The organism is Rhodospirillum rubrum ATCC 11170, assembly GCF_000013085.1.
GTDB lineage: Bacteria > Pseudomonadota > Alphaproteobacteria > Rhodospirillales > Rhodospirillaceae > Rhodospirillum > Rhodospirillum rubrum.
In genome coordinates, this window is the sequence record NC_007643.1 from 2,179,301 (window position 1) to 2,200,596 (window position 21,296).

A 21,296-nucleotide genomic window follows, 5' to 3' on the forward strand; every position below is an offset into this window, starting at 1 on the left:
GGCGCTCCCGGAGGACGATCAGGCTTCGACGAGAACGTCGGTGTACAGCTCGGCCGCGTCGGGCTCGGGGCTGTTCTGGGCGAATTCGGCGGCTTGGGAGACGACGGATTTGATTTCCTTGTCGATCTCCTTCAACGCCTCCTCATCGAGGATGGCGTCGCTGACGATAGTCTGGCGCAGGTGGTCGATGGGATCGCTTTCGGCGCGCATCTTGCTGACCTCCTCCTTGGTCCGGTATTTCGCCGGATCGGACATCGAATGGCCGCGATAGCGATAGGTCTTCATTTCCAGGATCAGCGGCCCCTCGCCGGCGCGCACCCGATCAACGGCCTCCTCGCTCTCGGCCTTGACGGCGAGAACGTCCATGCCGTTGACGGAAATCCCCGGGATGCCATAGGCGGCGCCGCGGGTGGCCAGATCCTTGGTGGCGCTCGCCCGCTCGACCGAGGTGCCCATGCCGTATTTGTTGTTCTCGATCACATAGATGACCGGCAACTTCCACAGGGCGGCCATGTTGAAGCTTTCATAGACCTGACCCTGGTTGGCCGCGCCGTCGCCCAGATAGCAAAAGCACACGCCGCCATCGCCGCGATACTTGTGGGCGAAGGCCAAGCCGGTGCCCAAGGGCACCTGGGCGCCGACGATGCCGTGACCGCCGTAAAAGCCGTTCTCCTTGCTGAACATGTGCATGGAGCCGCCCTTGCCCTTGGAATAACCGCCCCGGCGGCCGGTCAGCTCGGCCATCACCCCCTTGGGATCCATGCCGGCGGCCAGCATATGCCCGTGATCGCGATAGCTGGTGATGATCGAATCACCGGGATGGGCCTGACACTGCAGGCCGACGACCACCGCTTCCTGACCGATGTAGAGATGACAGAACCCGCCGATCAGCCCCATGCCATACAGCTGGCCGGCCTTCTCCTCGAAGCGCCGAATCAACAGCATGTCGCGGTAGAAGCCTTTGATGTCGTCGGGCGTGGGCGTGGCCGGAGACGATCCGTTCCTGGGTTTGCGTCGGGTCGCTGCCATGGTCTCTCCCTCTCGATCTTTTCCTGTGTGCGGTTCCCGGGGGGGAACCGGCCTTGCCGTACCGGCGGCGGGCAAAGCGCCATCGGCGGGATCGGACCTTCAGATCCCGAGCTGGCTAGAACTTAGGAAGCCCCCCTATTATTTAAAAGGGAAAGTTTGGTAAGTGTTTGTTTTGCAATGCACAATAACTGATTAACCATAATTTGGTTAATCACCTGGACTGCTTAGGATTTTACCTATTTACCGATGAGACAAACCGACCTGAATGCGCCCCTTCTCCAAGACCGCGCACAGCACTTTTGCACGATCTGGATCCAATACGGGGGTGGTCGGGCGCTGTCGGCGACCGGGCGCGGCGTCGGTCGCCCTACCGGCTGACCGGTTCGCCGTCGATCTGGATGATGACTTCGTCGGGACGGATGCGGTTGAGCATGATGCGCGCCCGTTCATCAAGAAGGTCGCGATCGACGCTCTCGGGGGAAAGCCGGGTGACGCTGGCCTGCAGGGCGGCCTCTTCGGCGCGGCGCAGATCAAGCAGATGGCGCGCTTCCTCGATCTCCTTGGTCAGTCGGGCAAGCGACAGCACGCCGCGATCGCCCTGGATGCCGTGATAGCCGAAATAAGCGATCACCAGCAGGGCGAGCAACGAACCGAGGAAGCCGCGCAGACGGCTTTTATGGATCGAAGACAAAAACATCCCAGCAGGCAATCATGGCGGGACCAAGCCGGTCAAGGGGAAAGCGGAGTGAAAAACCCCCAGTCATTCCATAAATCTAGGGCCAAGTTTGGTCGATGACGAAAAGCTTCGGCCGGGCGGTTGGCCAAACGCCCCGCTGGATCGCCTTGGCGAAAGATCCCGGCAACGGATCGGTGGCATCGGCCGCCGAGATCTGGCATTTTGTCGGCATGGCGGCGGGCATTCCGGCCGGCTTCGTCTGGCGAAGTCCTTATGCCCGTCCGCACCAACCCATCCCGGCGCGTCCGCCCTTCGCCCCCCGGGCAGGATCAGGCGCGCCACCCTCCTTTCAAGATGGTCAAGGGGCTTCCGATGATCCTGGGATACGCCGAGGAAAACGGCCGGCTACGGCGCCTGCCAGTGCCACTCGATGAAACCGAACGGGTTATTTGGTACGACCTTTTCTGCCCCACCCCGCGCGAGGCCGCCCAGGTCGCCTCGGTGCTCGGCATCGAGATCCCGACGCGCGAGGAGATGGAGGAGATCGAGATTTCAAGCCGGCTTTATCAGGAAGACGACGCGATCTTCATGACCGCCACCTTGCTCTCGCGCACCGATACCGATCAGCCCCAATCCTCGCCCGTCACCTTCATTCTGGCCGGCGCCCGGCTGGTCACCATTCGCTACGAGGAACCCCGGGCCTTCCAGGCTTTCCCGACGCGGGCCGAAAAAGCCGGGCTCGGCTGTTTCAGCGGCGAAAAGACCCTGCTCGCCCTGCTCGAGGCCGTCGTCGACCGCCTGGCCGATGTCCTTGAACGCGACGCCCGGGAAATCGACCGCCTGTCGCAAAGCATCTTTTCCCACGACTCGTCGGGATCACGGGATTCGCGCGACAAGGACTTCCAGAAGATCCTGAAACTGATCGGCCGCAAGGGCGATCTGACCAGCGACATCCGCGAAAGCATGGTCAGCCTGCAACGGGTTTTCGTCTATCTCACCCAGATCGCCACCGAACGCAAAACCGGCAAGGACAGCCGGACCCGCTTGCGCACCCTCCACCGCGACGCCCAGTCGCTGACCGATCACGCCACCTTCTTGTCGAGCAAGATCACTTTCCTGCTTGATGCGACGCTGGGCATGATCAATATCGAACAGAACGCCATCATCAAACTCTTCTCGGTGGTCGCCGTCATCTTCCTGCCGCCAACCCTGGTCGCCAGCATTTATGGAATGAATTTCCGCTATATGCCCGAACTTGAATGGCCTTTCGGCTATCCTCTGGCCATCGCCCTGATGCTCGCCTCGGCCATCATTCCTTACCGGTTGTTCAAACGATGGGGTTGGCTCTGAGGAACGACACCCTGCCTTTTGATCTAGCTTTCGCCTAGCCAGTAGACCTTTCTTCCACGATACTAACGTCGATTCCATCAAGACCGGCGGGGCTTGCGTCCCCGTCGCGACGGAAGCCGGGAGATCAGGGATCAGAGGTGGGGAATGGAGGGCGCAGAGGCCATGAGACCGCGGCAACGGTGGATTCCCGTGGTCGTCTTCCTCACCTTATCGGTCGTTCTGACCGCCGGCTTGGTGAGCGTTGATGCGTTCGATCTGTTTTATGATTTTTCGCGCGCCCACGAGAGCTGGGAAGCCGACGAAATCGCCCTGGCGCTGTTTGCGGCGATCTTCGGCGGTTTCATCGCCTTCTTTTTTGAAGTCTGGAGGGTCAACCGCTCGTTGACACTGAGTCTGGCCGCCCTTGAGGAGGCCAAGCGCGAGGCCGAGACGGCGCGCCACGAGGCCGAGGCGGCCCATGCCGCCAAAAACCACTTCCTATCCCACCTCAATCAGGAACTGCGCACGCCGCTCAACGCCATCTCGGGGTATGCCGAGAAAATCGCCCAATTGGCCGAGACCCGCCCGCTTCCCGAGCAGGTCACCCAGGGCGTCGGCCAAATCCGCCGGGCCAGCGACGAGTTGCGCCAGTTGATCGACGAGTTGCTCGACCTGTCGGCGGTGGGCGACGGCACGCTGAGCCTGGATTTGCGCCCGGTCGACATCCTCGGCTTTTTCGCCCTCTGCGCCCGCGACCTGCAAACCCTGTTTTCGCGCCGCCATTCCACCCTCGACCTTGATCTGGCGGGCATCGGTGGCAAGGCGATGATCGACGAGGCGCGCTTGAAGCAGATCCTTTATGCGGTTCTGATCAGCGCCATTCGCCAGACCCCGGAAGGGGTGGTCGACCTCAGCGCCTCGACCACCGATCAGCCAAGCCCAGGCCTGTCGAAAAGCCAAAGGGAACCGCGCGTTCTCCACGTCACCGTCACCAGCGATTCCCTCAGCCGCTCGCTCACCCGCATCGCCGATCCCTTCGCCCCTTTTCAAAGCGGCGGCGACGAGTCCATGGGGATCGGCTTGGGGTTGACGCTCAGCCGCTCGCTCGCCCAACGCATGGGCGGCGATCTTGTCGTCGCCCGGGTCAGCGGCGGCCGCAACGGCTATCACATCCGCATCCCCTTGCCGCCGGCCGTCGACGGATAAAAAAGGCCGCCATCCCAAGGGAACGGCGGCCCGTTTTTTGTCCAATCAGGCCAACAACGGCCGAAGACCGATTAACCGCGCAGGATGCTGGCGCCGGCGTAGACGGCCACGGGGCCCAGTTCTTCTTCGATGCGGATCAACTGGTTGTATTTCGCCAGACGATCGGAGCGCGACAGCGATCCGGTCTTGATCTGGCCGCAGTTGGTGGCCACGGCGATATCGGCGATGGTGGAATCCTCGGTCTCGCCCGAGCGATGCGACAGCACCGAGGTATAGCCGGCCTTATGGGCCATCTCGACGGCTTCCAGGGTTTCCGACAGGGTGCCGATCTGGTTGACCTTGACCAGGATGGAATTGGCCACGCCCTTGCGGATGCCTTCGGCCAGACGCAGCGGGTTGGTCACGAACAGATCGTCGCCGACCAGCTGAACCTTGGCGCCAAGCTCGGCGGTCAGCAGCGACCAGCCCGCCCAATCGTCCTCGGCGCAGCCGTCCTCGATCGACAGGATCGGGTAGCGCTTGCACAGCTCGGCGTAGTACTTGACCATGCCTTCGGCATCGAGCGTCTTGCCTTCGCCGGCCAGCACGTATTTGCCGTCCTTGTAGAATTCGCTCGAGGCGGCGTCGAGGGCGAGAACGATGTCCTCTCCGGCCTTGTAGCCGGCGGCCTCGATCGCCTTGACGATGAAGGCCAGGGCCTCGTCGGCGCTGGCGAGATTGGGGGCGAAGCCGCCCTCGTCGCCGACATTGGTGTTGTGGCCGGCGTCCTTCAGCTTCTTCTTCAAGGCATGGAAGACTTCGGCGCCCATGCGCACCGCGTCGGCCACCGTCGGCGCCGAAACGGGCATGATCATGAATTCCTGGACGTCGATGGGGTTATCGGCGTGCTGGCCACCGTTGATGATGTTCATCATCGGCACCGGCAGGATGTGCGAGCGCGCGCCGCCGATATAGCGATAGAGCGGCAGCTCGGCTTCCTCGGCGGCGGCCTTGGCGCAGGCCAGCGAGACGCCGAGGATGGCGTTGGCGCCCAGGCGGGCCTTGTTGGGGGTACCATCGAGATCAATCATCGCCTGATCGATCAGCAACTGGTCGGTGGCGTCCAGACCCGAAAGGGCGCTGAACAACTCGCCGTTGACGGCCTCGACGGCCTTGAGAACCCCCTTGCCCGCGTAACGCGTCTTGTCGCCATCGCGCAGTTCGACGGCCTCATGCGCGCCGGTCGAGGCACCCGACGGAACGGCAGCCCGTCCGAAGGCGCCGCTATCGAGCAGCACATCGACTTCGACGGTGGGATTGCCGCGGGAGTCCAGAATCTCGCGGGCGTGGATATCGATAATCTCGGCCACGACGGTCTCTCCTGATATCAGAGGGTTACAGGGTATTTTTTGGCAAAGGCATCAAGATCGCGCAAGACCGCGATCAGCGCGGGCATGGCATCAAGCGCGATCATATTGGGCCCATCCGATGGCGCGTGATCGGGATCGGCATGGGTTTCCAGGAAAACCCCGGCCACGCCGACGGCCAGGGCGGCACGGGCGATGACGGGGGCGAATTCGCGCTGCCCGCCCGAAGAGCCCCCCTGCCCGCCCGGCTGCTGCACCGAATGAGTGGCATCGATGATGATCGGGCAGCCGGTGTCGCGCGCCATGATCGGCAAGGAGCGCATATCGGTGACCAGCGTATTATAGCCAAACGACGCGCCGCGCTCGGTGAGCAGCACGCGCTCGTTGCCCGCCGACATCACCTTGTTGGCGACGTTCTTCATATCCCAGGGGGCGAGGAACTGGCCCTTCTTGACATTGATCACCCGGCCCGTCGCCGCCGCCGCCAGCAGCAGATCGGTCTGGCGGCAGAGGAAGGCCGGGATCTGCAAGACATCGACGGCTTCGGCCACCGGCGCGCATTGACCGGCGTCGTGAACGTCGGTCAGCACCGGGCAGCCCAGGGTCTCGCGGATCTCAGCGAAGATCGGCAGGGCCTTCTCCATCCCCACGCCGCGCTGGCCCGACAGGCTGGTGCGATTGGCCTTGTCAAACGAGGTCTTGTAGATGAACGGCACGCCCAGATCGGCGCAGAGGGCGACGAGGATCGAGGCGGTTTCCAGGGCGTGCTCGCGGCTCTCCATCTGACAGGGACCGGCGATCAGCACCATGGGCAGATCATTACCAAACGTGACGGGGCCAACGGCGACGTGGCGGGGAGTCATGCGGGGGAAGACCTCTCGTGGCAACCGCGCGGCGCCCGCCCGGGCCCCGCGTCGGCGGGGGCGGATCAGACCAGGCGGGATTGGGTAATCGCCGCCTGGACAAAGGATGTGAACAGCGGATGGGGATCGAAGGGCTTGGATTTCAGTTCGGGGTGGAACTGCACGCCGATGAACCAGGGATGATCGGGAAGCTCGACGATCTCGGGCAACACCCCATCGGGCGACATGCCGGAAAACGCCAGCCCCTTTTCCTCAAGCTGGTCCTTGAAGGTGACATTGACCTCATAGCGATGGCGGTGACGCTCGTGGATCACCTCGGCGCCATAGATCTCGCGCACCTTGCTCAGGGCCCGCAGATGGCATTCATAGGCGCCCAGCCGCATGGTGCCGCCCAGGTCATCGCCCGAGCCGCGCGCCACGCGTTCGTTGCCGCGCACCCATTCGGTCATCAAGCCGACCAACGGCACCTCGGGAACGCCGAATTCCGAGGAACTGGCCCCCGGGAGACCGGCGACATGGCGGGCGAATTCGATCACCGCCATCTGCATGCCAAAGCAGATGCCGAAATAAGGCACGGAGCGCTCGCGGGCGAAGCGCGCCGCTTCGATCTTGCCTTCCGAGCCGCGCTCGCCGAAGCCGCCGGGCACCAGAATGCCGTTGACGCCTTCCAGATAATGAACGGCGTCCTCGCGTTCGAAGATCTCGCTGTCGAGCCAGACCAGCTTGACCTTGACCGCATTGGCGATGCCGCCATGGACCAGGGCCTCGGCCAGCGACTTATAGCTGTCGATCAGGCTGGTATACTTGCCGACGACGGCGATGGTCACCTCGCCTTCGGGATGGCGAACGCGATCGACGATGGTCTGCCAGCGCGTGAGGTCGAGATCCTCGTTCATCGGCAGGTGGAAATGGCGGCAGACCTGAACGTCAAGACCCTGGGCGTGGTAGCTGACGGGCACCTGATAGATGGTGTCGACGTCAAGGGCCGGGATCACCGCCTCGCGCCGCACGTTGCAAAACAGCGAGATCTTGTTGCGCTCGGCTTCCGGGATCGGCCGGTCGGAGCGGCACATCAAAAGATCGGGCTGAATGCCCAGACCCAGCAGCTCCTTGACCGAATGCTGGGTCGGCTTGGTCTTCAATTCGCCGGCCGAGGGGATATAGGGCAGCAGCGTCAGGTGAATGATCAGGCTGCGCTCGGCCCCCATCTCGTTGCGGAGCTGGCGGATCGCCTCGAGGAAGGGCAGGCTTTCGATATCGCCGACCGTGCCGCCGATCTCGCACAGCACGAAATCCTCGTCGGTGAGGTCGGCGGTGGCGAATTCCTTGATGGCGTCGGTCACATGGGGAATGACCTGAACGGTCTTGCCCAGATAATCGCCGCGACGCTCGCGGGCGATGACGTCGGAATAGATGCGCCCCGTCGTCACATTGTCGCTGCGCCGGGCCGAAACGCCGGTGAAGCGCTCGTAATGGCCCAGATCAAGGTCGGTTTCCGCCCCGTCATCGGTAACGAAGACCTCGCCATGCTGGGTCGGGCTCATCGTGCCGGGATCGACGTTGAGGTAGGGATCAAGCTTGCGCAGCCGAACCTTATAGCCGCGCGCCTGCAACAGGGCGCCAAGCGCCGCCGAAGCCAAGCCCTTGCCCAGGGAAGAAACCACACCGCCGGTGATAAAGATGAAACGAGTCATGCGCGTGTCGTGCCCGCTGACCAAAAAACAACATCAGACCCAGTCCGTCGACCCTTGGCCGACGGACCTGGACCCCTTTCATTCCGCCGGACGAAGCCGGCGAACCCGAAACCGAATCGCGCCTGACGCGACGGTCAGCGTGACACCGGCGGAGCCGGCGGCGCATCGGCGGCCGGCGCCGCAGGCGCTTGGCCGGAGTCGCCCGCCGGCGCATCGCCAACCGGAGCCGCCCCGGAGTCGCCCGCCGGCGCCTCGACCGGAGTGCCGGCTTCCGGAGCATCCTTGGACTCGCCGCCGATCAGACTGTTGATCGAGGGCAAGTCGATGGAATCAAGGATATGGGAAAAGCCGTCCTCGCCCTTATTGGCCAGCAGCGCCAGCAGCATGCTGGTGGTCATGAAAGCGGCGGCAAGGATGCCGGTCGTCCGGGTCAGCACATTGCCCGCCTGGCGTCCGGTCATGAAACCGCCGCCTCCGCCGATGCCAAGGGCGCCGCCTTCGGACCGCTGCAAAAGAATCAGGGTGACCATCGCGATGGCGATCAACAGGTGGATGACGAGAATGACCGTAATCATGCTTTTCCAAAGTCCCTGGGGCAGCGCCCGCGACCTGCGGGGGTTGCCCGTCCATGACACCAGAGAGAACCCGAACGGGGGCGGCCGGCCGGCGAGCCTTTATCAAAAAGACTCATCGGGAAAGCGGACCGCCATCGCCCGGCGCCCTTTTAGCGTCCCCGTCGCGCCTTTACCAGAGGCAAGACGAAGACGATCGCATCCAACCGCCGGCGGGGTCCGGGCCGACGCGTCAAATCTTAAGCGCAGGACTGGGCGATCGCCCAGAAATCCTCGGCCTTGAGGCTGGCGCCGCCGACCAGGGCGCCATCGACGTTTTCCAAGGCCATCAGCTCGGCGGCGTTGTCGGGCTTGACCGATCCGCCGTAAAGCAGGCGCACGCCATTGCCGTCCGCCCCCAGGGCGCCGACCAGATCCTTGCGCAGCGCGCCATGGACCTTGGCGACATCCTCGGTCGTCGGCACGCGACCGGTACCGATGGCCCAGACGGGTTCATAGGCGATGACCACCTTGCCCGAATCCGCGTGGGTGGGCAACGATCCGGCCAATTGGCCCGAGACCACGGCCAGGGTTTCCCCGGCGTCGCGCTGGGCCTCGGTCTCGCCGACGCAGATCACGGCGATCAGACCGGCGGCCAGGGCGGCCTCGGCCTTGGCCTTGACCAGGGCATCGGTTTCGCCGTGATCGGCCCGGCGTTCCGAATGGCCGACGATGACGAACTGGCAGCCGAGATCGGCCAGCATCGGGGCCGAGACATCGCCCGTATGGGCGCCCTTGGCCTTGGCATGGCAATCCTGGCCGCCAACGGCGATGCCCGATCCGGCCACGGCGCCGACCACCGTGCTGATCAACGGAAAAGGCGGACAAAGAAGAAGGTCGAAATCGACCCCACCGGCCTTGTTAAGCCTCTGGGCAAGATCCCGGGCGAGGCCCTGGCCCTCGGCCTTGAGGCCGTTCATCTTCCAGTTTCCGGCAATAAGCGGACGACGCACGGTCATGGGAGGACGCTTCCCTTTCGACAGAGGCGACCGGAAAGCGGCCGGGCCCGCGCCGGGGCCGGCCATCTCCCGGACTTGGGGGCGGGGGCGACGACCCGATCGACGGGTGCCGCCCCGATGGTGACACCATGGGTACCACAGCGCCCGGGCGAATGCCACCCGGGCGGGCAGAGGCTGCTCAGCTTATCGGAGGGCGCCCGCCCGACACAACCCGGTTGCGGGGGGAATGCGCCCTACCTATGATGCGCTCGCCCCGGCTAGCGGCCCACTCGGGCGCCAGCCTTGGCGCGCGGGCCTTGCCGAGGCCGCTCCCGTCCTTTTTTCAAACTGCACAACGGTCCGCCCCCATGCTCGACGCCCTGCGCAGAGGTTCCAAGTCCTGGCTCGCCAAAAGTCTTCTCGGGTTACTCGTCCTCAGCTTCGGCGTGTGGGGCGTCGCCGATTACATGGTTCGCGGTGGCGGTCCAAAGCCGGCGATCACGGTTGGAGGGCAGAGCTTCGGCGCCGGCTATGTGCGCAATCAGTTCTCCGAGGATCTGGGCCGCCTGCGCCGCCAGGGCATCGAACTTGATGCCGAACAGGCGATCGCCATGGGCCTGCTCGGTCAGACCGTCCAGACCATCGTTCAAGGCGCCGTGCTTGACGAAAGCGGCCGCCGGCTTGGCCTTGTCGCCAGCGACGACGCCTTGCGCTCGGCCATCCAGAACGATCCTTTGTTCAAGGGCGCCGACGGCCGCTTCGATCGCGACCGCCTGAGCCGCATCCTCGCGGCCAATAATCTGACCGAGGCCGGCTATATCGATCTGCGCCGCCGCGACATGATCCGCGAAGCCCTGGTCGAGCCGGTGGTCAGCGCCGTGGGCGTTCCCGGGCCGATCGTCGATGTGCTGGCCGCCCATGCCTCCGAACGCCGCGTCGCCCAGGTCCTGACCGTCGCCAAGGCCGCCCTGCCGGCGCCGACGACGAAGCCGACCGAAGAGGCGCTGGAAAAGGTCCGCCAGGAGAACCTTGATCGCTTCACCGCCCCGGAATATCGGACGGCCAAGGCCCTGCTGCTGACCCGCGACGCCGTGGCCGGTTCGATCACCGTCGCCGACGAGGCGATCGCCCAGTATTACGAGGCCCATGGCGACGAATTCGTTCAGCCGGCCTCGCGCCGGGTCACCCAGGCGCTGTTTTCCAGCCGCGAGCAGGCCGACTCCGCCCTCGTCCTGATCCGCAGTTCCTCGGCCAGCCTTGACGAGGCGTCGCGCAAGATCACCGGAAGCGGCGCCATCGACATGGGCAACGTCACCGACAGCTCGCTGCCCGCCCCCCTGCCCGCCACCATCGCCGCCCAGGACGTCGGCGTGGTTGGCGAACCGGCGCAAAGCCCCCTTGGCTGGCATCTGTTCCTGGTGACCGCCGCCACCCCGGAAACCACCAAGCCTTTGGCCGAGGTCGCCCCGCAGATCCGCAAGACCCTGGCCAGCGATCAGGCGGTGGATTCGCTCTATGCCCTGTCGACCCAGGTCGAGGACCTGCTGGCCGGCGGCGCCGGCATCGACGAGGTGGCGACCCAGGTCGGACTGCCGTTGTTGGCCTTCAGCGTCGACAGCCAGGGCAATTCCCAAGACGGCACCCCGGCCAAGGGCCTGCCCAGCGACGGCGCCTTCCTCAAGACCCTGTTCGGTCTGGGCGAGGGCGAGGTCAGCCCGATGATCGACTACGAGGGCGGCTTCTTCATCCAGCGCCTGGAAACCATCACCCCCCGCGCCCCCCGGCCGCTTGACGCGGTGCGGGCCGAGGTTGTCGCCCTGTGGCAGGACCAGGAACAGACCGCCACCGCCGGCCGCCTTGCCGAGGGCCTGTTGTCGCGGGCCAAGGCCGGCGCCTCGTTCGAGGATCTGGCCGCCGCCGAGCCGGCAAGCCGCCTGTCGACCACCCCGCCGGTCACCCGGGACGGCCGGTCCGATGGCGCGGCCGAGGCCGACCCGCTTCCCGGCGCCCTGGTTCAGGCCATGTTCGCCGCCCGTCAGGGGGACGTGGTGCGCGCCGATGGCTCCGATGGCGTCTCGCTGCTGCGCGTCCTTGAGATCCGCCAGCCCTCCGCCGAAATCGCCGCCCGCGAGCGCGCCAGCGTCGAACAAAGCCTGCGTCAGGCCTATTCCGCCGATGTGGCCAACGGCTATTCCGCCGCCCTTGGCGACACGGTCGGGGTCACCGTCGATCAGGGCGTGGTGCTTGACGCCGTCAAAACGAACTGATCACCGCCCGCGCCAAAGGGGGTGCCTTTTGGCGCGGGTTTTCGCCTTCCAAGCCTAACGCGCAACCCCCAAAACCGCCGTCCCGATCCATCCTCCTTGCGGAGAGTTCCGATGCCGACCACCCTGCCCGTCCTGGATCGCGCTTTCGTCACCGCCTATGACGCCGGCACGCCCCAGGTCGTCTGGACCCGTCTGGTCGCCGATCTCGAAACGCCCGTATCGGCGATGCTGAAACTGGCCGATGGCCGGCCCTATTCCTTCCTGCTCGATTCGGTGGAAGGCGGGGCGGTGCGCGGACGCTATTCGATCATCGGCCTCAAGCCCGATGTGCTGTGGCGGGCGCGGTCCGGTCAGGCCGAGATCAACCGGTCGGTCCGCCACGATCCCACGGCCTTCGTCGCCGATGGCCCGGCGCTCGATTCCTTGCGCCGCCTAGTCGAGGAAAGCCGCATCGACCTGCCCGCCGGCTTGCCGCCGATGGCGGCGATGGTCGCGGGCTATCTTGGCTATGACGTGGTGCGTCTGGTCGAACCCCAGATCGCCGATACCAACCCCGATCCCATCGACGTTCCCGACGGCATCTTCCTGCGCCCGACGCTGATGGCGATTTTCGACAATGTCGAGCATATGGTGACCCTGGTCACCCCCGTGCGCCGCGAAGACGGCGTGAGCGCGGCGGCGGCTTATACCCTGGCCCAGGAGCGTCTGGCCGACGCCGTCACCGATTTCCAGCGCACCCTGCCCTATCGCCGCGAGGCCTTCGACACCTTGTCGACGCCGCCGGCGCCGATGGGCACCATGGCCCCGGCGACCTATTGCGAGATGGTGAAGAAGGCCAAGGAGTACATCCTGGCCGGCGACATCTTCCAGGTGGTGCTGTCCCAGCGCTTCACCGTGCCCTTCCGCCTGCCGCCGTTCTCGCTCTATCGCTCGCTGCGCCGCACCAACCCCTCGCCCTTCATGTTCTATCTCGATATGGGGGCGTTCCATATCGTCGGGGCGAGCCCGGAGATTCTGGTCCGCCTGCGCGATGGTCAGGTCACCATCCGGCCGATCGCCGGCACCCGCAAGCGCGGCGCCACCCCCGACGAGGACAAGGCCCTGGCCGCCGATTTGCTGGCCGATCCCAAGGAACTGGCCGAGCATCTGATGCTGCTGGATCTGGGGCGCAACGATGTCGGCCGGGTGGCCAAGGTCGGCACGGTCGGCGTGCGGGCCGACGAAAAGATGTTTGTCGAATACTACAGCCACGTCATGCATATCGTGTCGAACGTCACCGGCGAGATCGCGCCCGGCCACGATGCCCTTGACGCCCTGTTCGCCGGGTTTCCCGCCGGGACGGTCTCGGGCGCGCCCAAGGTGCGGGCGATGGAAATCATCGACGAGCTCGAGCCGGTGCGGCGCGGCTTCTACGCCGGAACCGTCGGCTATTTCGCCGCCAACGGGTCGATGGACACCTGTATTTCGCTGCGCACCTGTCTGGTCAAGGACGGGGTCATGCATGTCCAGGCCGGGGCCGGCATCGTCGCCGACAGCGATCCGATGGCCGAATACGAGGAATGCCTGAACAAGGCCAAGGCCCTGGTCCGCGCCGCCGAGGAAGCCGTGCGCTACGCCGCCGGCTAAACAAATCCTCTCCCCGCCCCCTGGCTTCAAGGGGCGGGGGGGCAGGCTTAGGCGGCCTTGGGGCCCAGGTAATCGAAGCCGGCGCCATCGACGGCGGCTTCGATCGCCGCGTCATCGTCCAGACCCTCGACGCTGACGCAGCCGCCGTCCAGATCGACCACCACCTTGAGATCGGCGTCGTCGGTCAACGATTTGATGGCGCGTTCGACCGAACGGGCGCAGCCGCCGCAGGTCATGCCACCCACCAGATAAGTCTTCGCCATTGGGAACTCTCCTGTTTTCAGTCGGTTGACGGGGATGTCGAGGCTGTCTTGCCGCTGGGCCGCGCATGGGCGAGCTCGGCGTCCTTGGTCGTCACCAGGGCGCTGATCGGCACCAGGGTGATGCCCTTGGCGGCCAGGGCGGGCAACCAGACGCTCAGCGCGCCGATGGTGCCGTCGCGGGGGTGGCCGATGCCCACCGCCACGCCGTGCTGGCGGGCGGCGGCCTCAAGCTTGGCGAGCTGGCGGGCGACCGCGGCCTGATCGTTGAGGTTATCCAAAAACACCGTGCGACCGATATGGGGAACGCCGGCCATTTCGGCCAAGGTCAGCCCCACCGAATTGGCCGAGGTCATCGAATCCAGCCACAGCAGCCCGCGCTTTTTCAATTCGCCCATGACCAGGGTCATGCCCCGGCTGTCGGCGGTGAAGCGGCTGCCCATGTGGTTGTTGATACCGACGAATTCGGCGCCGCCGTCAAGATTGCGGCGCAGGCGGGTCAGGATCTCGTCATCGGACAAACCGACCTTCAACGCCCCGGGTCCGGGATTGACCTTGGCGTCAAGGGGCTCCATCGGCATATGCATCAAGATCTCGTGGCCGGCCTTGCGGCCCCCGCGCATCTGTCCGGCCAGCCCGTCGGCATAGGCGAGATAGGCCAGGGTCAAAGGTCCGGCCAGCTTGCGGACCTTTTCCGTACGCACCCGGTCCAGCCCCATATCGTCGATCACCAGGGCGATCGCCGGCTTGCTCCATTTGCCCGCCGCCACGCCATAGGTCTTCCAGGGCAGCCCGCTGGACTCCGCCGGTCCCTCGGGAAAGCGCGGGACCGGGGCCAGGGCGGCGGTCTTGACGGTCGGCTTGACCTGGGGCTTGTGAACATAGGCATCGTCGGGAAGGCGTTCCTCCATGACGAAGCCCGGACCGTCGCTGGCCAGCAGGTCGCGAAATTCGGCCGGAAGCGCGCCCTTTTCGCCGGCCGGCGTCTCCGAGGGGGCGGGCGCCGTTTGCACCGGGGGGGCGACGTCGGCCGGAAGGGGGGGCGCGGTCTCGGCGGGACGGGGCAGCGGCGGCGGTTGATACTGATGGGCCGCCTCGCCGGCCGCCGGAGCAACGGGCAGCGGACCGATCGCCGCCAGGGCGGTGGGCGCGGGAGGCGCCGCCTTGTCGCCCTGGGCCAGTCGGCCAACGGCGAAACCAATGCCCAATCCGACCGCCAAGGTGGCGAGGGCGACCAGAACCAGGGTCAGGGGGGCCATGCGGGCGACGAAAAAGGCGAAGCGATCGAGGACTCCCCGGTCTTCGGGATGATCAAGCACGGAAACGGTCTCCGGACGGCGGCATCCACCGCCTTAGCCATAGGGAACTCGCCACCACCGACACGCTCGACAGCGCCATGGCGGCACCGGCGAGCATCGGGTCGAGGCGGCCGCTGGCGGCCAGCGGCAAAGCGATGACGTTATAGAGGAAAGCCCAGAATAAATTCTGGCGGATTTTGCGATGGGTGGCCCGCGACAGCGCCAGGGCCTCGGGCAACAGCCCGGGATCGCCGCGCATCAGGGTGATGCCGGCGGTTTCCATCGCCACATCCGTGCCCGTGCCCATGGCGATGCCGACATCGGCCGCCGCCAGGGCCGGCGCGTCGTTGACGCCATCGCCAACCATGGCGACGACCGCCCCGCCCTGGCGCAGGGCCTCGACCACCGCCGCCTTGCCCTCGGGCAGAACCTCGGCGCGAACGTCGTCGATGCCCAGGCGGGCGGCGATGGCATGGGCGACGCGGCCGGCATCGCCGGTCAGCATCACCGGGCGCACACCCAGCGCCTTCAAGCGGCTCACCGCCAGGGCCGCGCCCTCGCGCGGCGGATCGGCCAGGGCGATGACGCCCAACAGCCGTCCCCCGGTCGCCTCGCCCTCGGCCACCCAGACGACCGAGGCGCCGGCCTCTTCAAGGGCGCCAGCCCGGCTCTCCAGGGATGCCCGCTCGATCCCTTTGGCGTCGAGCAACCGCCGGCTGCCCAGGATCAGCGCCCGCCCGGCCACCCTGGCTTCAACCCCGAGACCGGGCAGCGAGCGGAAATCACTGATCGCCGACAGGTCCAGCCCGCGATCGCCTGCCGCCTCGCGCATCGCCCGGGCCAAGGGATGGGCGCTGCCGCCCTGCACGGCGGCGGCAAGGGCGAGCAGGGTATTCTCGTCCAACCCGTCAGCCCCGGGCGCGATAATCACCGCGTCAAGGGCCGGGCGCCCCTGGGTCAGGGTTCCGGTCTTGTCGAAGGCGAGAACGCTGACGCGATGGGCCTGTTCCAGCGCCCCGGCGTCGCGGATCAAAATGCCGCGCCGCGCCGCCACCCCGGTTCCGACCATCACCGCCGTCGGCGTCGCCAAGCCCAGGGCGCAGGGACAGGCGACCACCAGAACCGAGATCGCCGCGGCCACGGCGGTTTCCATGGTCTCGCCGAGCAGGGCCCAGCCGGTGAAGGCGCCAAGGGCCAGCAGCACGACGGCGGGCACGAAGACGGCGGCCACCTTATCGACCATCACCTGGACGGGGGCCTTGCTGGCCTGGGCGTTTTCGACCAGGGCGATGATGCGCGCCAGCGTCGCGTCCTTGCCCGTCGCCCCGACGCGCAGGCGGATCAGCCCGTCAGTATCGATCGAGCCGCCGATCACCCGGTCGCCGGGACCGCGCGTCACCGGCAGGCTTTCACCGGTCAGCAGGCTTTCATCAATAGCCGCCCCGCCTTCAATCACCGTGCCATCGACGGGCACCCCCTCGCCGGGGCGGACCACGACGATATCGCCAACGACCAAACGCTCGACCGCCACGTCGCTGACCACGCCGTCGCGCTCGAGGTGGGCGAGAGCCGGGCGCAGGGTCATCAGGGCGCGGATGGCCGAGGCGGCGGAGCGCTTGGCCCGGCCTTCCAGGGCCTTGCCCAGCATCACCAGGGTGATGACCACCGCCGCCCCTTCGAAATACAGGCCATGGTGGGTCGTCCCGGTCGCCACCCGCCAGGCCGACAGGCCATAGGCGGCGGTGGAGCCGAGAACGACAAGGCTGTCCATATTGCCCGCCCGGCCCTTCAGCGCCCGCCAGGCTCCCTTATAGAAGCGGGCGCCGGCGATAAATTGCACGGGCGTCGCCAGGATCCACTGCCAGAGCGGCGGCACATGGCCGGGCAGACCGCTGACATGGGCGATCATGTCCCAGACCAGCGGCAGGGTTAGCAGGGCGGCCATCGCAAAGATCAGCCGGTCGCCGCGGTCCTCGGCGGGAACGGCGGCGGGCGGCGGGGCGCTTTGGCTGAGCGGTTCGGCGCCGAAGCCGGCGCGATTGACGGCGGCCACCAGATCGGGCGCCCGCCGATCGCCCCCCTCGATGTGGATGCGGGCGCGGTCGGTGCCCAGATTGACGCTGACCGCCGACACGCCGGGAACCTTGCCCAGCACCTTTTCCAGGCGGGCCGAACAGGCCGCGCAGGTCATGCCGCTGATGGCGAGATCGACAACATCGCCGCCCTCATTGGAGGTCGGGGGGGCTGGGGGGGAAAGAACGGCGGCCTTGCCGGACATGGCTATCTCTCGCGACCGGTCACGGGGAATGCGGGCCCGTGTGTCGGCCCATCCCCCCGGTTCTCAAAGGGGCCCTCGGTTCGAGGCGGGACCTTAATCTAGTGTCCCGGCCCCGGCGACGTAAACGGTCTTGATCCAAAGGGAAAATCCGACCCATGCGGATCGGGATGGACAAGAAGGCCTCGCCCGATGGCGGACGGCAGCGGCGATGGGCGGCCGGGCCGGCGACGATCGGGGCCGGCGCCCTCGCTGCGGGCGGGACAACCCGCTTGCGATGGGGTAGTGTTGCAACCGCCCGCCGCGCGGCCGCCCCCATCCCTAGCGGATCATCGGGCGATCGCGCGATGGGCGATCGTCCGGGGCCGGACCCCTCTGTCCGGGAAAAAGCGAGCGCATTCACGAGGCCGGGGCCGGTATGTTCCTTCTGATCGATAACTACGACAGCTTCACCTACAACCTTTGGCACTATCTGGGGGAATTGGGCGCCGAGGTCGAGGTGCGGCGCAATGACGCGCTGGACGCCGAGGCGGCGCTGGCGCTCGCCCCCCAGGGCATCATCCTGTCGCCCGGTCCCTGCGACCCCGACCGCGCCGGCATCTGCCTGGATCTGGTGGCCAAGGCGGCCAAGGCCCGGGTTCCGGTGCTGGGTGTCTGCCTGGGCCATCAAACCATCGGTCAGGTTTTCGGCGGCGCCGTGGTGCGCGCCCCCAAGCCGATGCATGGCAAGGTCGACGCCATCCACCACCAGGGTCATGGGATCTTCGCCGGCATGCCGATGCCCTTCCCGGCCACGCGCTATCACTCGCTGGTGGTGCGGCGCGACGATCTGCCCGACTGCCTGGAGGTCACCGCCTGGAGCGACGACGGCCTGATCATGGGCCTTGCCCATAAGGACCTGCCGATCGAGGGGGTGCAGTTCCATCCCGAAAGCATTGAAACCCAAGGCGGTCACCACCTGCTGCGGAATTTTCTGACCTTAGCCCGCCAGGGGGGAGACGCGGTCTGATGACGACACAGCCGACCACAGCAAACGATATCAAGGGCCTGATCGCCATGGTCGCCACCGGGCGGCCGCTTTCCGAGGCCGATGCCACCCGGGCTTTCGAAGCGATCATGTCGGGCAACGCCACGCCAGCCCAGATCGGCGGCTTTCTGATGGCGCTGCGCGTGCGCGGCGAAACCGTGGCCGAGATCACGGCGGCGGCGCGCACCATGCGCGACAAGGCCGCCCGCATCCAGGCCCCCGCCGGCGCCATCGACATCGTCGGCACCGGCGGCGATTGCGCCGGCACCTATAACATCTCGACCGCCGCCGCCCTGGTGACGGCGGCCTGCGGCGTGCCGGTGGCCAAACATGGCAATCGCGCCGCCTCGTCGAAAAGCGGATCGGCCGATGTGCTGGCCGCGCTGGGCGTCAACCTCGATGCCGATCTTGCCCTGGTCGAACGCTCGATCGCCGAGGTCGGCATCGGCTTCATGTTCGCCCAGCGCCACCATAGCGCCATGAAACATGTCGCCCCCGCCCGCTCGGAACTGGGAACGCGCACGATCTTCAACCTGCTGGGGCCTTTGGCCAATCCGGCCGGCGCCCGCTTCGAATTGATGGGGGTTTTCGCCCAGGAATGGGTGGAGCCGTTGGCCGAGGTGCTGGGCCGACTGGGCGCCGAGCGCGCCTGGGTGGTCCATGGCTCCGACGGCCTGGATGAGATCACCACCACCGGCCCCACCCATGTCGCCGAATTCCGCGGCGGCGTCGTGCGCTCGTTCGACATCACCCCCGCCGACGCCGGCCTGCCGCTGGCCAAGGCCGAAGACCTGCAGGGCGCCGATCCCGAGGCCAATGCCCAGGCCCTGCGCGCCCTTCTCGAGGGCGTGAAAACCCCCTATCGCGACATCGTCGTTTTCAACGCCGCCGCCGCCCTGGTGGTAGCCGGCGCGGCCGAGGATCTGGCGACCGGGGCGGCGCGGGCCGCCCAGGCCATCGACAGCGGCGCGGCGAAGGACACCCTGGCGCGCATGATCGCCATCATCGGAGCCCCGGCATCGTGAGCGACATTCTGCGCGAGATCTGCGACACCACCCGCGCCGAGGTGGCGCGGCGCAAGGCCGCCCTGCCCTTAGCCGATGTGACGGCGCGGGCGGAAGACGCCAACGCGCCGCGCGGCTTCGCCAACGCCCTGACCCGCACCGCCGACAGCGGTCGGCCGGCGTTGATCGCCGAAATCAAAAAGGCCTCGCCCTCGGCCGGGTTGATCCGCCCCGATTTCAACCCCGCCGTCCTGGCACGCGCCTATCACGCCGCCGGGGCGACCTGCCTGTCGGTGCTGACCGATGGACCCTATTTCCAAGGGCACGCCGATTTCCTGATCGCCGCCCGCGCCGCCGTTCCCCTGCCGGTGCTGCGCAAGGATTTCATGGTCGATCCCTGGCAGGTGGTCGAGGCCCGGGCGATGGGGGCCGATTGCATCCTGGTCATCCTGGCCGCCCTTGACGACGGCGCCGCCGCCGAGATCGAAGCCTGCGCCCATGACTGGGGCATGGACGTGCTGGCCGAGGTCCATAACGAAGAGGAATGCGCCCGCGCCCTGACCTGCCTGACCACGCCGCTGCTCGGCGTCAACAACCGTAATCTGAAAACCCTGGTCACCGATCTGGCGGTGACCGAGCGTCTGGCCAAGATGGTGCCCGCCGACCGGGTGCTGGTCGCCGAAAGCGGTCTGCGCACCCGCAAGGACCTCGACCGCATGACCGCCGTCGGCGCCCGCCGCTTCCTGATCGGCGAACATTTCATGCGCCAACCCGATGTCGGCGACGCCGTGCGCGCCCTGATCGGCTGATCCCGGAAAGGGCGCGGCCCGGGAAGGCCGCCCCCCTCCTCTCCCCCCGTGTCTCTTTGCCGCCACACCCCCTGCGCCACCGACAAACCGTCCAGGGGTTCACCTTGACCTGAACGGGGAACCAAAGTAGAACTTCCAGGCGGTATTCACGTTTGGTTCTTCTTGTCGCCCGCTCAGAGGGTGGGCGCGCAGAGGTTGAGGGGCCGGGCAAAAGGCTGGGAGTCGCTCTGGCATGCTCACGCGCAAGCAGTACCTGCTGTTGTCGTTCATCGACCAGCGTTTGAAGCTTTCGGGCGTTTCCCCCTCGTTCGACGAGATGAAGGACGCCCTGGGGCTCAAGTCCAAATCGGGCATTCACCGCCTGATCAAAGGGCTGGAGGAACGGGGCTTTCTCAAGCGCCTTCCCCATCGGGCCCGCGCCCTGGAAGTGCTGCGCCTGCCCTGCAATCTGACCTTCGACGGCGACGGCGAAGCCCTTGACGACGGGCAGCCCGCGCCGCTGTTCGGCGGCCCTCTGCCGGAAACCGGATTCTCGCCCCAGGTCATCCGCGGCAATTTCACCCCGACCCTGCCGTCGACCCAAGTACCGCAGGTGCTGTTCACCGAGTCGATCAGCCTGCCGCTTTTGGGCAAGATCGCCGCCGGCACGCCGATCGCCGCCCTGATCGATCCGACGTCGAGCATCGATGTGCCGGCCAGCATGGTGCGCGGCGGCGAGCATTTCGCCCTGCGCATCGAAGGGGACTCGATGATCGAAGCGGGCATCCTCAGTGGTGATCTGGCGGTGGTGCGGCGCTGCGACGAAGCCGAAAACGGCACGGTCATCGTCGCCCTGGTCGATAACGAGGAAGCCACCCTGAAGCGCCTGCGCCGCAAGGGGGCCTCGATCGCCCTGGAACCGGCCAACCGCGCCTTCAAAACCCAGATCTACGGCCCCGACCGCGTGCGCATCCAGGGTCGGCTGGTCGGGCTGATCCGCAGCTATTAGGGCAAATCCGTCTTCGCAAAAAAAAGATCCCCGCCGCTCGGCGCCGGGGA

Annotated in this window: 19 protein-coding genes; 8 read left to right on the forward strand and 11 right to left on the reverse strand. The window is 66.5% G+C overall.

Translation table 11 applies throughout. The features are described from left to right. Nucleotides 1–18 precede the first annotated feature (18 nt). The 3 genes from pdhA to RRU_RS09765 form a co-directional block, all read right to left on the reverse strand. Entirely contained in the window at nt 19–1,029 is a 1,011-nt protein-coding gene (pdhA, locus tag RRU_RS09755) for a pyruvate dehydrogenase (acetyl-transferring) E1 component subunit alpha (RefSeq protein ID WP_011389634.1), read from the reverse strand. A 367-nt stretch (nt 1,030–1,396) separates the two neighbouring features. Continuing rightward, nucleotides 1,397–1,726 (reverse strand): FtsB family cell division protein, encoded by a 330-nt coding sequence (locus tag RRU_RS09760; RefSeq protein ID WP_014626266.1) that lies wholly within the window; start codon nt 1,724–1,726, stop codon nt 1,397–1,399. A 76-nt stretch (nt 1,727–1,802) separates the two neighbouring features. Continuing rightward, the gene (locus RRU_RS09765; protein WP_014626267.1) at nt 1,803–1,949 is read right to left on the reverse strand and encodes a hypothetical protein; all 147 of its coding nucleotides are present in this window, start codon (nt 1,947–1,949) and stop codon (nt 1,803–1,805) included. Nucleotides 1,950–2,077: 128 nt separating this feature from the next. On the opposite strand from RRU_RS09765, the gene corA reads away from it, so the two are divergent. Together corA and RRU_RS09775 are read left to right on the forward strand one after the other, a co-directional pair. Continuing rightward, nucleotides 2,078–3,055 (forward strand): magnesium/cobalt transporter CorA, encoded by a 978-nt coding sequence (corA, locus tag RRU_RS09770; RefSeq protein ID WP_014626268.1) that lies wholly within the window; start codon nt 2,078–2,080, stop codon nt 3,053–3,055. A 162-nt stretch (nt 3,056–3,217) separates the two neighbouring features. Further along, entirely contained in the window at nt 3,218–4,240 is a 1,023-nt protein-coding gene (locus RRU_RS09775) for a sensor histidine kinase (protein ID WP_162470610.1), read from the forward strand. A gap of 71 nt (nt 4,241–4,311) precedes the next feature. Here the strand turns inward: RRU_RS09775 and eno are convergent, their stop codons facing one another. The 5 genes from eno to tpiA all read right to left on the reverse strand — a co-directional run bounded on the left by eno (nt 4,312) and on the right by tpiA (nt 9,713). Beyond that, the gene (gene eno / locus RRU_RS09780; protein WP_011389638.1) at nt 4,312–5,589 is read right to left on the reverse strand and encodes a phosphopyruvate hydratase; all 1,278 of its coding nucleotides are present in this window, start codon (nt 5,587–5,589) and stop codon (nt 4,312–4,314) included. 17 nt (nt 5,590–5,606) lie between these two features. Beyond that, nucleotides 5,607–6,449: a 3-deoxy-8-phosphooctulonate synthase gene (gene kdsA / locus RRU_RS09785; protein ID WP_011389639.1), complete on the reverse strand. Its 843-nt coding sequence runs from the start codon at nt 6,447–6,449 to the stop codon at nt 5,607–5,609. 65 nt (nt 6,450–6,514) lie between these two features. Beyond that, nucleotides 6,515–8,143, reverse strand: coding sequence for a CTP synthase (locus RRU_RS09790; protein WP_011389640.1), 1,629 nt, complete (start codon nt 8,141–8,143; stop codon nt 6,515–6,517). Between the two features lie 134 nt (nt 8,144–8,277). Continuing rightward, a complete protein-coding gene (gene secG / locus RRU_RS09795) occupies nt 8,278–8,718 on the reverse strand; it encodes a preprotein translocase subunit SecG (protein WP_011389641.1) in 441 nt (146 codons plus the stop codon). Nucleotides 8,719–8,954: 236 nt separating this feature from the next. Further along, entirely contained in the window at nt 8,955–9,713 is a 759-nt protein-coding gene (tpiA, locus tag RRU_RS09800) for a triose-phosphate isomerase (RefSeq protein WP_011389642.1), read from the reverse strand. 347 nt (nt 9,714–10,060) lie between these two features. Here tpiA and RRU_RS09805 point away from each other — a divergent pair, with 347 nt between their 5' ends. Both RRU_RS09805 and trpE read left to right on the forward strand, forming a co-directional pair. After that, nucleotides 10,061–11,959, forward strand: a complete 1,899-nt coding sequence (locus tag RRU_RS09805; RefSeq protein WP_011389643.1) for a peptidyl-prolyl cis-trans isomerase — start codon at nt 10,061–10,063, stop codon at nt 11,957–11,959. Nucleotides 11,960–12,070: 111 nt separating this feature from the next. Beyond that, on the forward strand, nt 12,071–13,585 hold the full coding sequence (gene trpE / locus RRU_RS09810; protein WP_011389644.1) for an anthranilate synthase component I: 1,515 nt from the start codon (nt 12,071–12,073) through the stop codon (nt 13,583–13,585). 47 nt (nt 13,586–13,632) lie between these two features. On the opposite strand, the gene RRU_RS09815 is transcribed toward trpE, so the two are convergent. From RRU_RS09815 to RRU_RS09825, 3 genes are read right to left on the reverse strand one after another with little or no spacing between them, the layout of a single operon-like run. Next, entirely contained in the window at nt 13,633–13,848 is a 216-nt protein-coding gene (locus tag RRU_RS09815) for a heavy-metal-associated domain-containing protein (RefSeq protein ID WP_011389645.1), read from the reverse strand. Between the two features lie 17 nt (nt 13,849–13,865). Then, entirely contained in the window at nt 13,866–15,164 is a 1,299-nt protein-coding gene (locus tag RRU_RS09820; RefSeq protein WP_011389646.1) for a divergent polysaccharide deacetylase family protein, read from the reverse strand. Next, nucleotides 15,157–17,421 (reverse strand): heavy metal translocating P-type ATPase, encoded by a 2,265-nt coding sequence (locus tag RRU_RS09825; protein WP_011389647.1) that lies wholly within the window; start codon nt 17,419–17,421, stop codon nt 15,157–15,159. The genes RRU_RS09820 and RRU_RS09825 overlap by 8 nt, the downstream gene beginning before the upstream one ends. A gap of 415 nt (nt 17,422–17,836) precedes the next feature. Here RRU_RS09825 and RRU_RS09830 point away from each other — a divergent pair, with 415 nt between their 5' ends. The 4 genes from RRU_RS09830 (at nt 17,837) to lexA (ending at nt 21,246) form a co-directional block, all read left to right on the forward strand. Further along, nucleotides 17,837–18,427, forward strand: a complete 591-nt coding sequence (locus tag RRU_RS09830; RefSeq protein WP_011389648.1) for an anthranilate synthase component II — start codon at nt 17,837–17,839, stop codon at nt 18,425–18,427. Next, nucleotides 18,427–19,470, forward strand: a complete 1,044-nt coding sequence (trpD, locus tag RRU_RS09835) for an anthranilate phosphoribosyltransferase (RefSeq protein ID WP_011389649.1) — start codon at nt 18,427–18,429, stop codon at nt 19,468–19,470. Before RRU_RS09830 ends, trpD begins: the two co-directional genes overlap by 1 nt. Then, the gene (gene trpC, locus RRU_RS09840; RefSeq protein ID WP_011389650.1) at nt 19,467–20,258 is read left to right on the forward strand and encodes an indole-3-glycerol phosphate synthase TrpC; all 792 of its coding nucleotides are present in this window, start codon (nt 19,467–19,469) and stop codon (nt 20,256–20,258) included. Before trpD ends, trpC begins: the two co-directional genes overlap by 4 nt. Nucleotides 20,259–20,490: 232 nt before the next feature. Next, entirely contained in the window at nt 20,491–21,246 is a 756-nt protein-coding gene (lexA, locus tag RRU_RS09845) for a transcriptional repressor LexA (RefSeq protein WP_011389651.1), read from the forward strand. Nucleotides 21,247–21,296 lie beyond the last annotated feature (50 nt).

Coding starts and splice junctions, on each gene's coding strand:
- pdhA (WP_011389634.1), bottom strand. CDS start 1,029: ATGGCAGCGACCCGACGCAAACCCAGGAACGGATCGTCTCCGGCCACG.
- RRU_RS09760 (WP_014626266.1), bottom strand. CDS start 1,726: ATGTTTTTGTCTTCGATCCATAAAAGCCGTCTGCGCGGCTTCCTCGGT.
- RRU_RS09765 (WP_014626267.1), bottom strand. CDS start 1,949: ATGCCCGCCGCCATGCCGACAAAATGCCAGATCTCGGCGGCCGATGCC.
- corA (WP_014626268.1), top strand. CDS start 2,078: ATGATCCTGGGATACGCCGAGGAAAACGGCCGGCTACGGCGCCTGCCA.
- RRU_RS09775 (WP_162470610.1), top strand. CDS start 3,218: ATGAGACCGCGGCAACGGTGGATTCCCGTGGTCGTCTTCCTCACCTTA.
- kdsA (WP_011389639.1), bottom strand. CDS start 6,449: ATGACTCCCCGCCACGTCGCCGTTGGCCCCGTCACGTTTGGTAATGAT.
- RRU_RS09790 (WP_011389640.1), bottom strand. CDS start 8,143: ATGACTCGTTTCATCTTTATCACCGGCGGTGTGGTTTCTTCCCTGGGC.
- secG (WP_011389641.1), bottom strand. CDS start 8,718: ATGATTACGGTCATTCTCGTCATCCACCTGTTGATCGCCATCGCGATG.
- tpiA (WP_011389642.1), bottom strand. CDS start 9,713: ATGACCGTGCGTCGTCCGCTTATTGCCGGAAACTGGAAGATGAACGGC.
- RRU_RS09805 (WP_011389643.1), top strand. CDS start 10,061: ATGCTCGACGCCCTGCGCAGAGGTTCCAAGTCCTGGCTCGCCAAAAGT.
- trpE (WP_011389644.1), top strand. CDS start 12,071: ATGCCGACCACCCTGCCCGTCCTGGATCGCGCTTTCGTCACCGCCTAT.
- RRU_RS09815 (WP_011389645.1), bottom strand. CDS start 13,848: ATGGCGAAGACTTATCTGGTGGGTGGCATGACCTGCGGCGGCTGCGCC.
- RRU_RS09825 (WP_011389647.1), bottom strand. CDS start 17,421: ATGTCCGGCAAGGCCGCCGTTCTTTCCCCCCCAGCCCCCCCGACCTCC.
- RRU_RS09830 (WP_011389648.1), top strand. CDS start 17,837: ATGTTCCTTCTGATCGATAACTACGACAGCTTCACCTACAACCTTTGG.
- trpD (WP_011389649.1), top strand. CDS start 18,427: ATGACGACACAGCCGACCACAGCAAACGATATCAAGGGCCTGATCGCC.
- lexA (WP_011389651.1), top strand. CDS start 20,491: ATGCTCACGCGCAAGCAGTACCTGCTGTTGTCGTTCATCGACCAGCGT.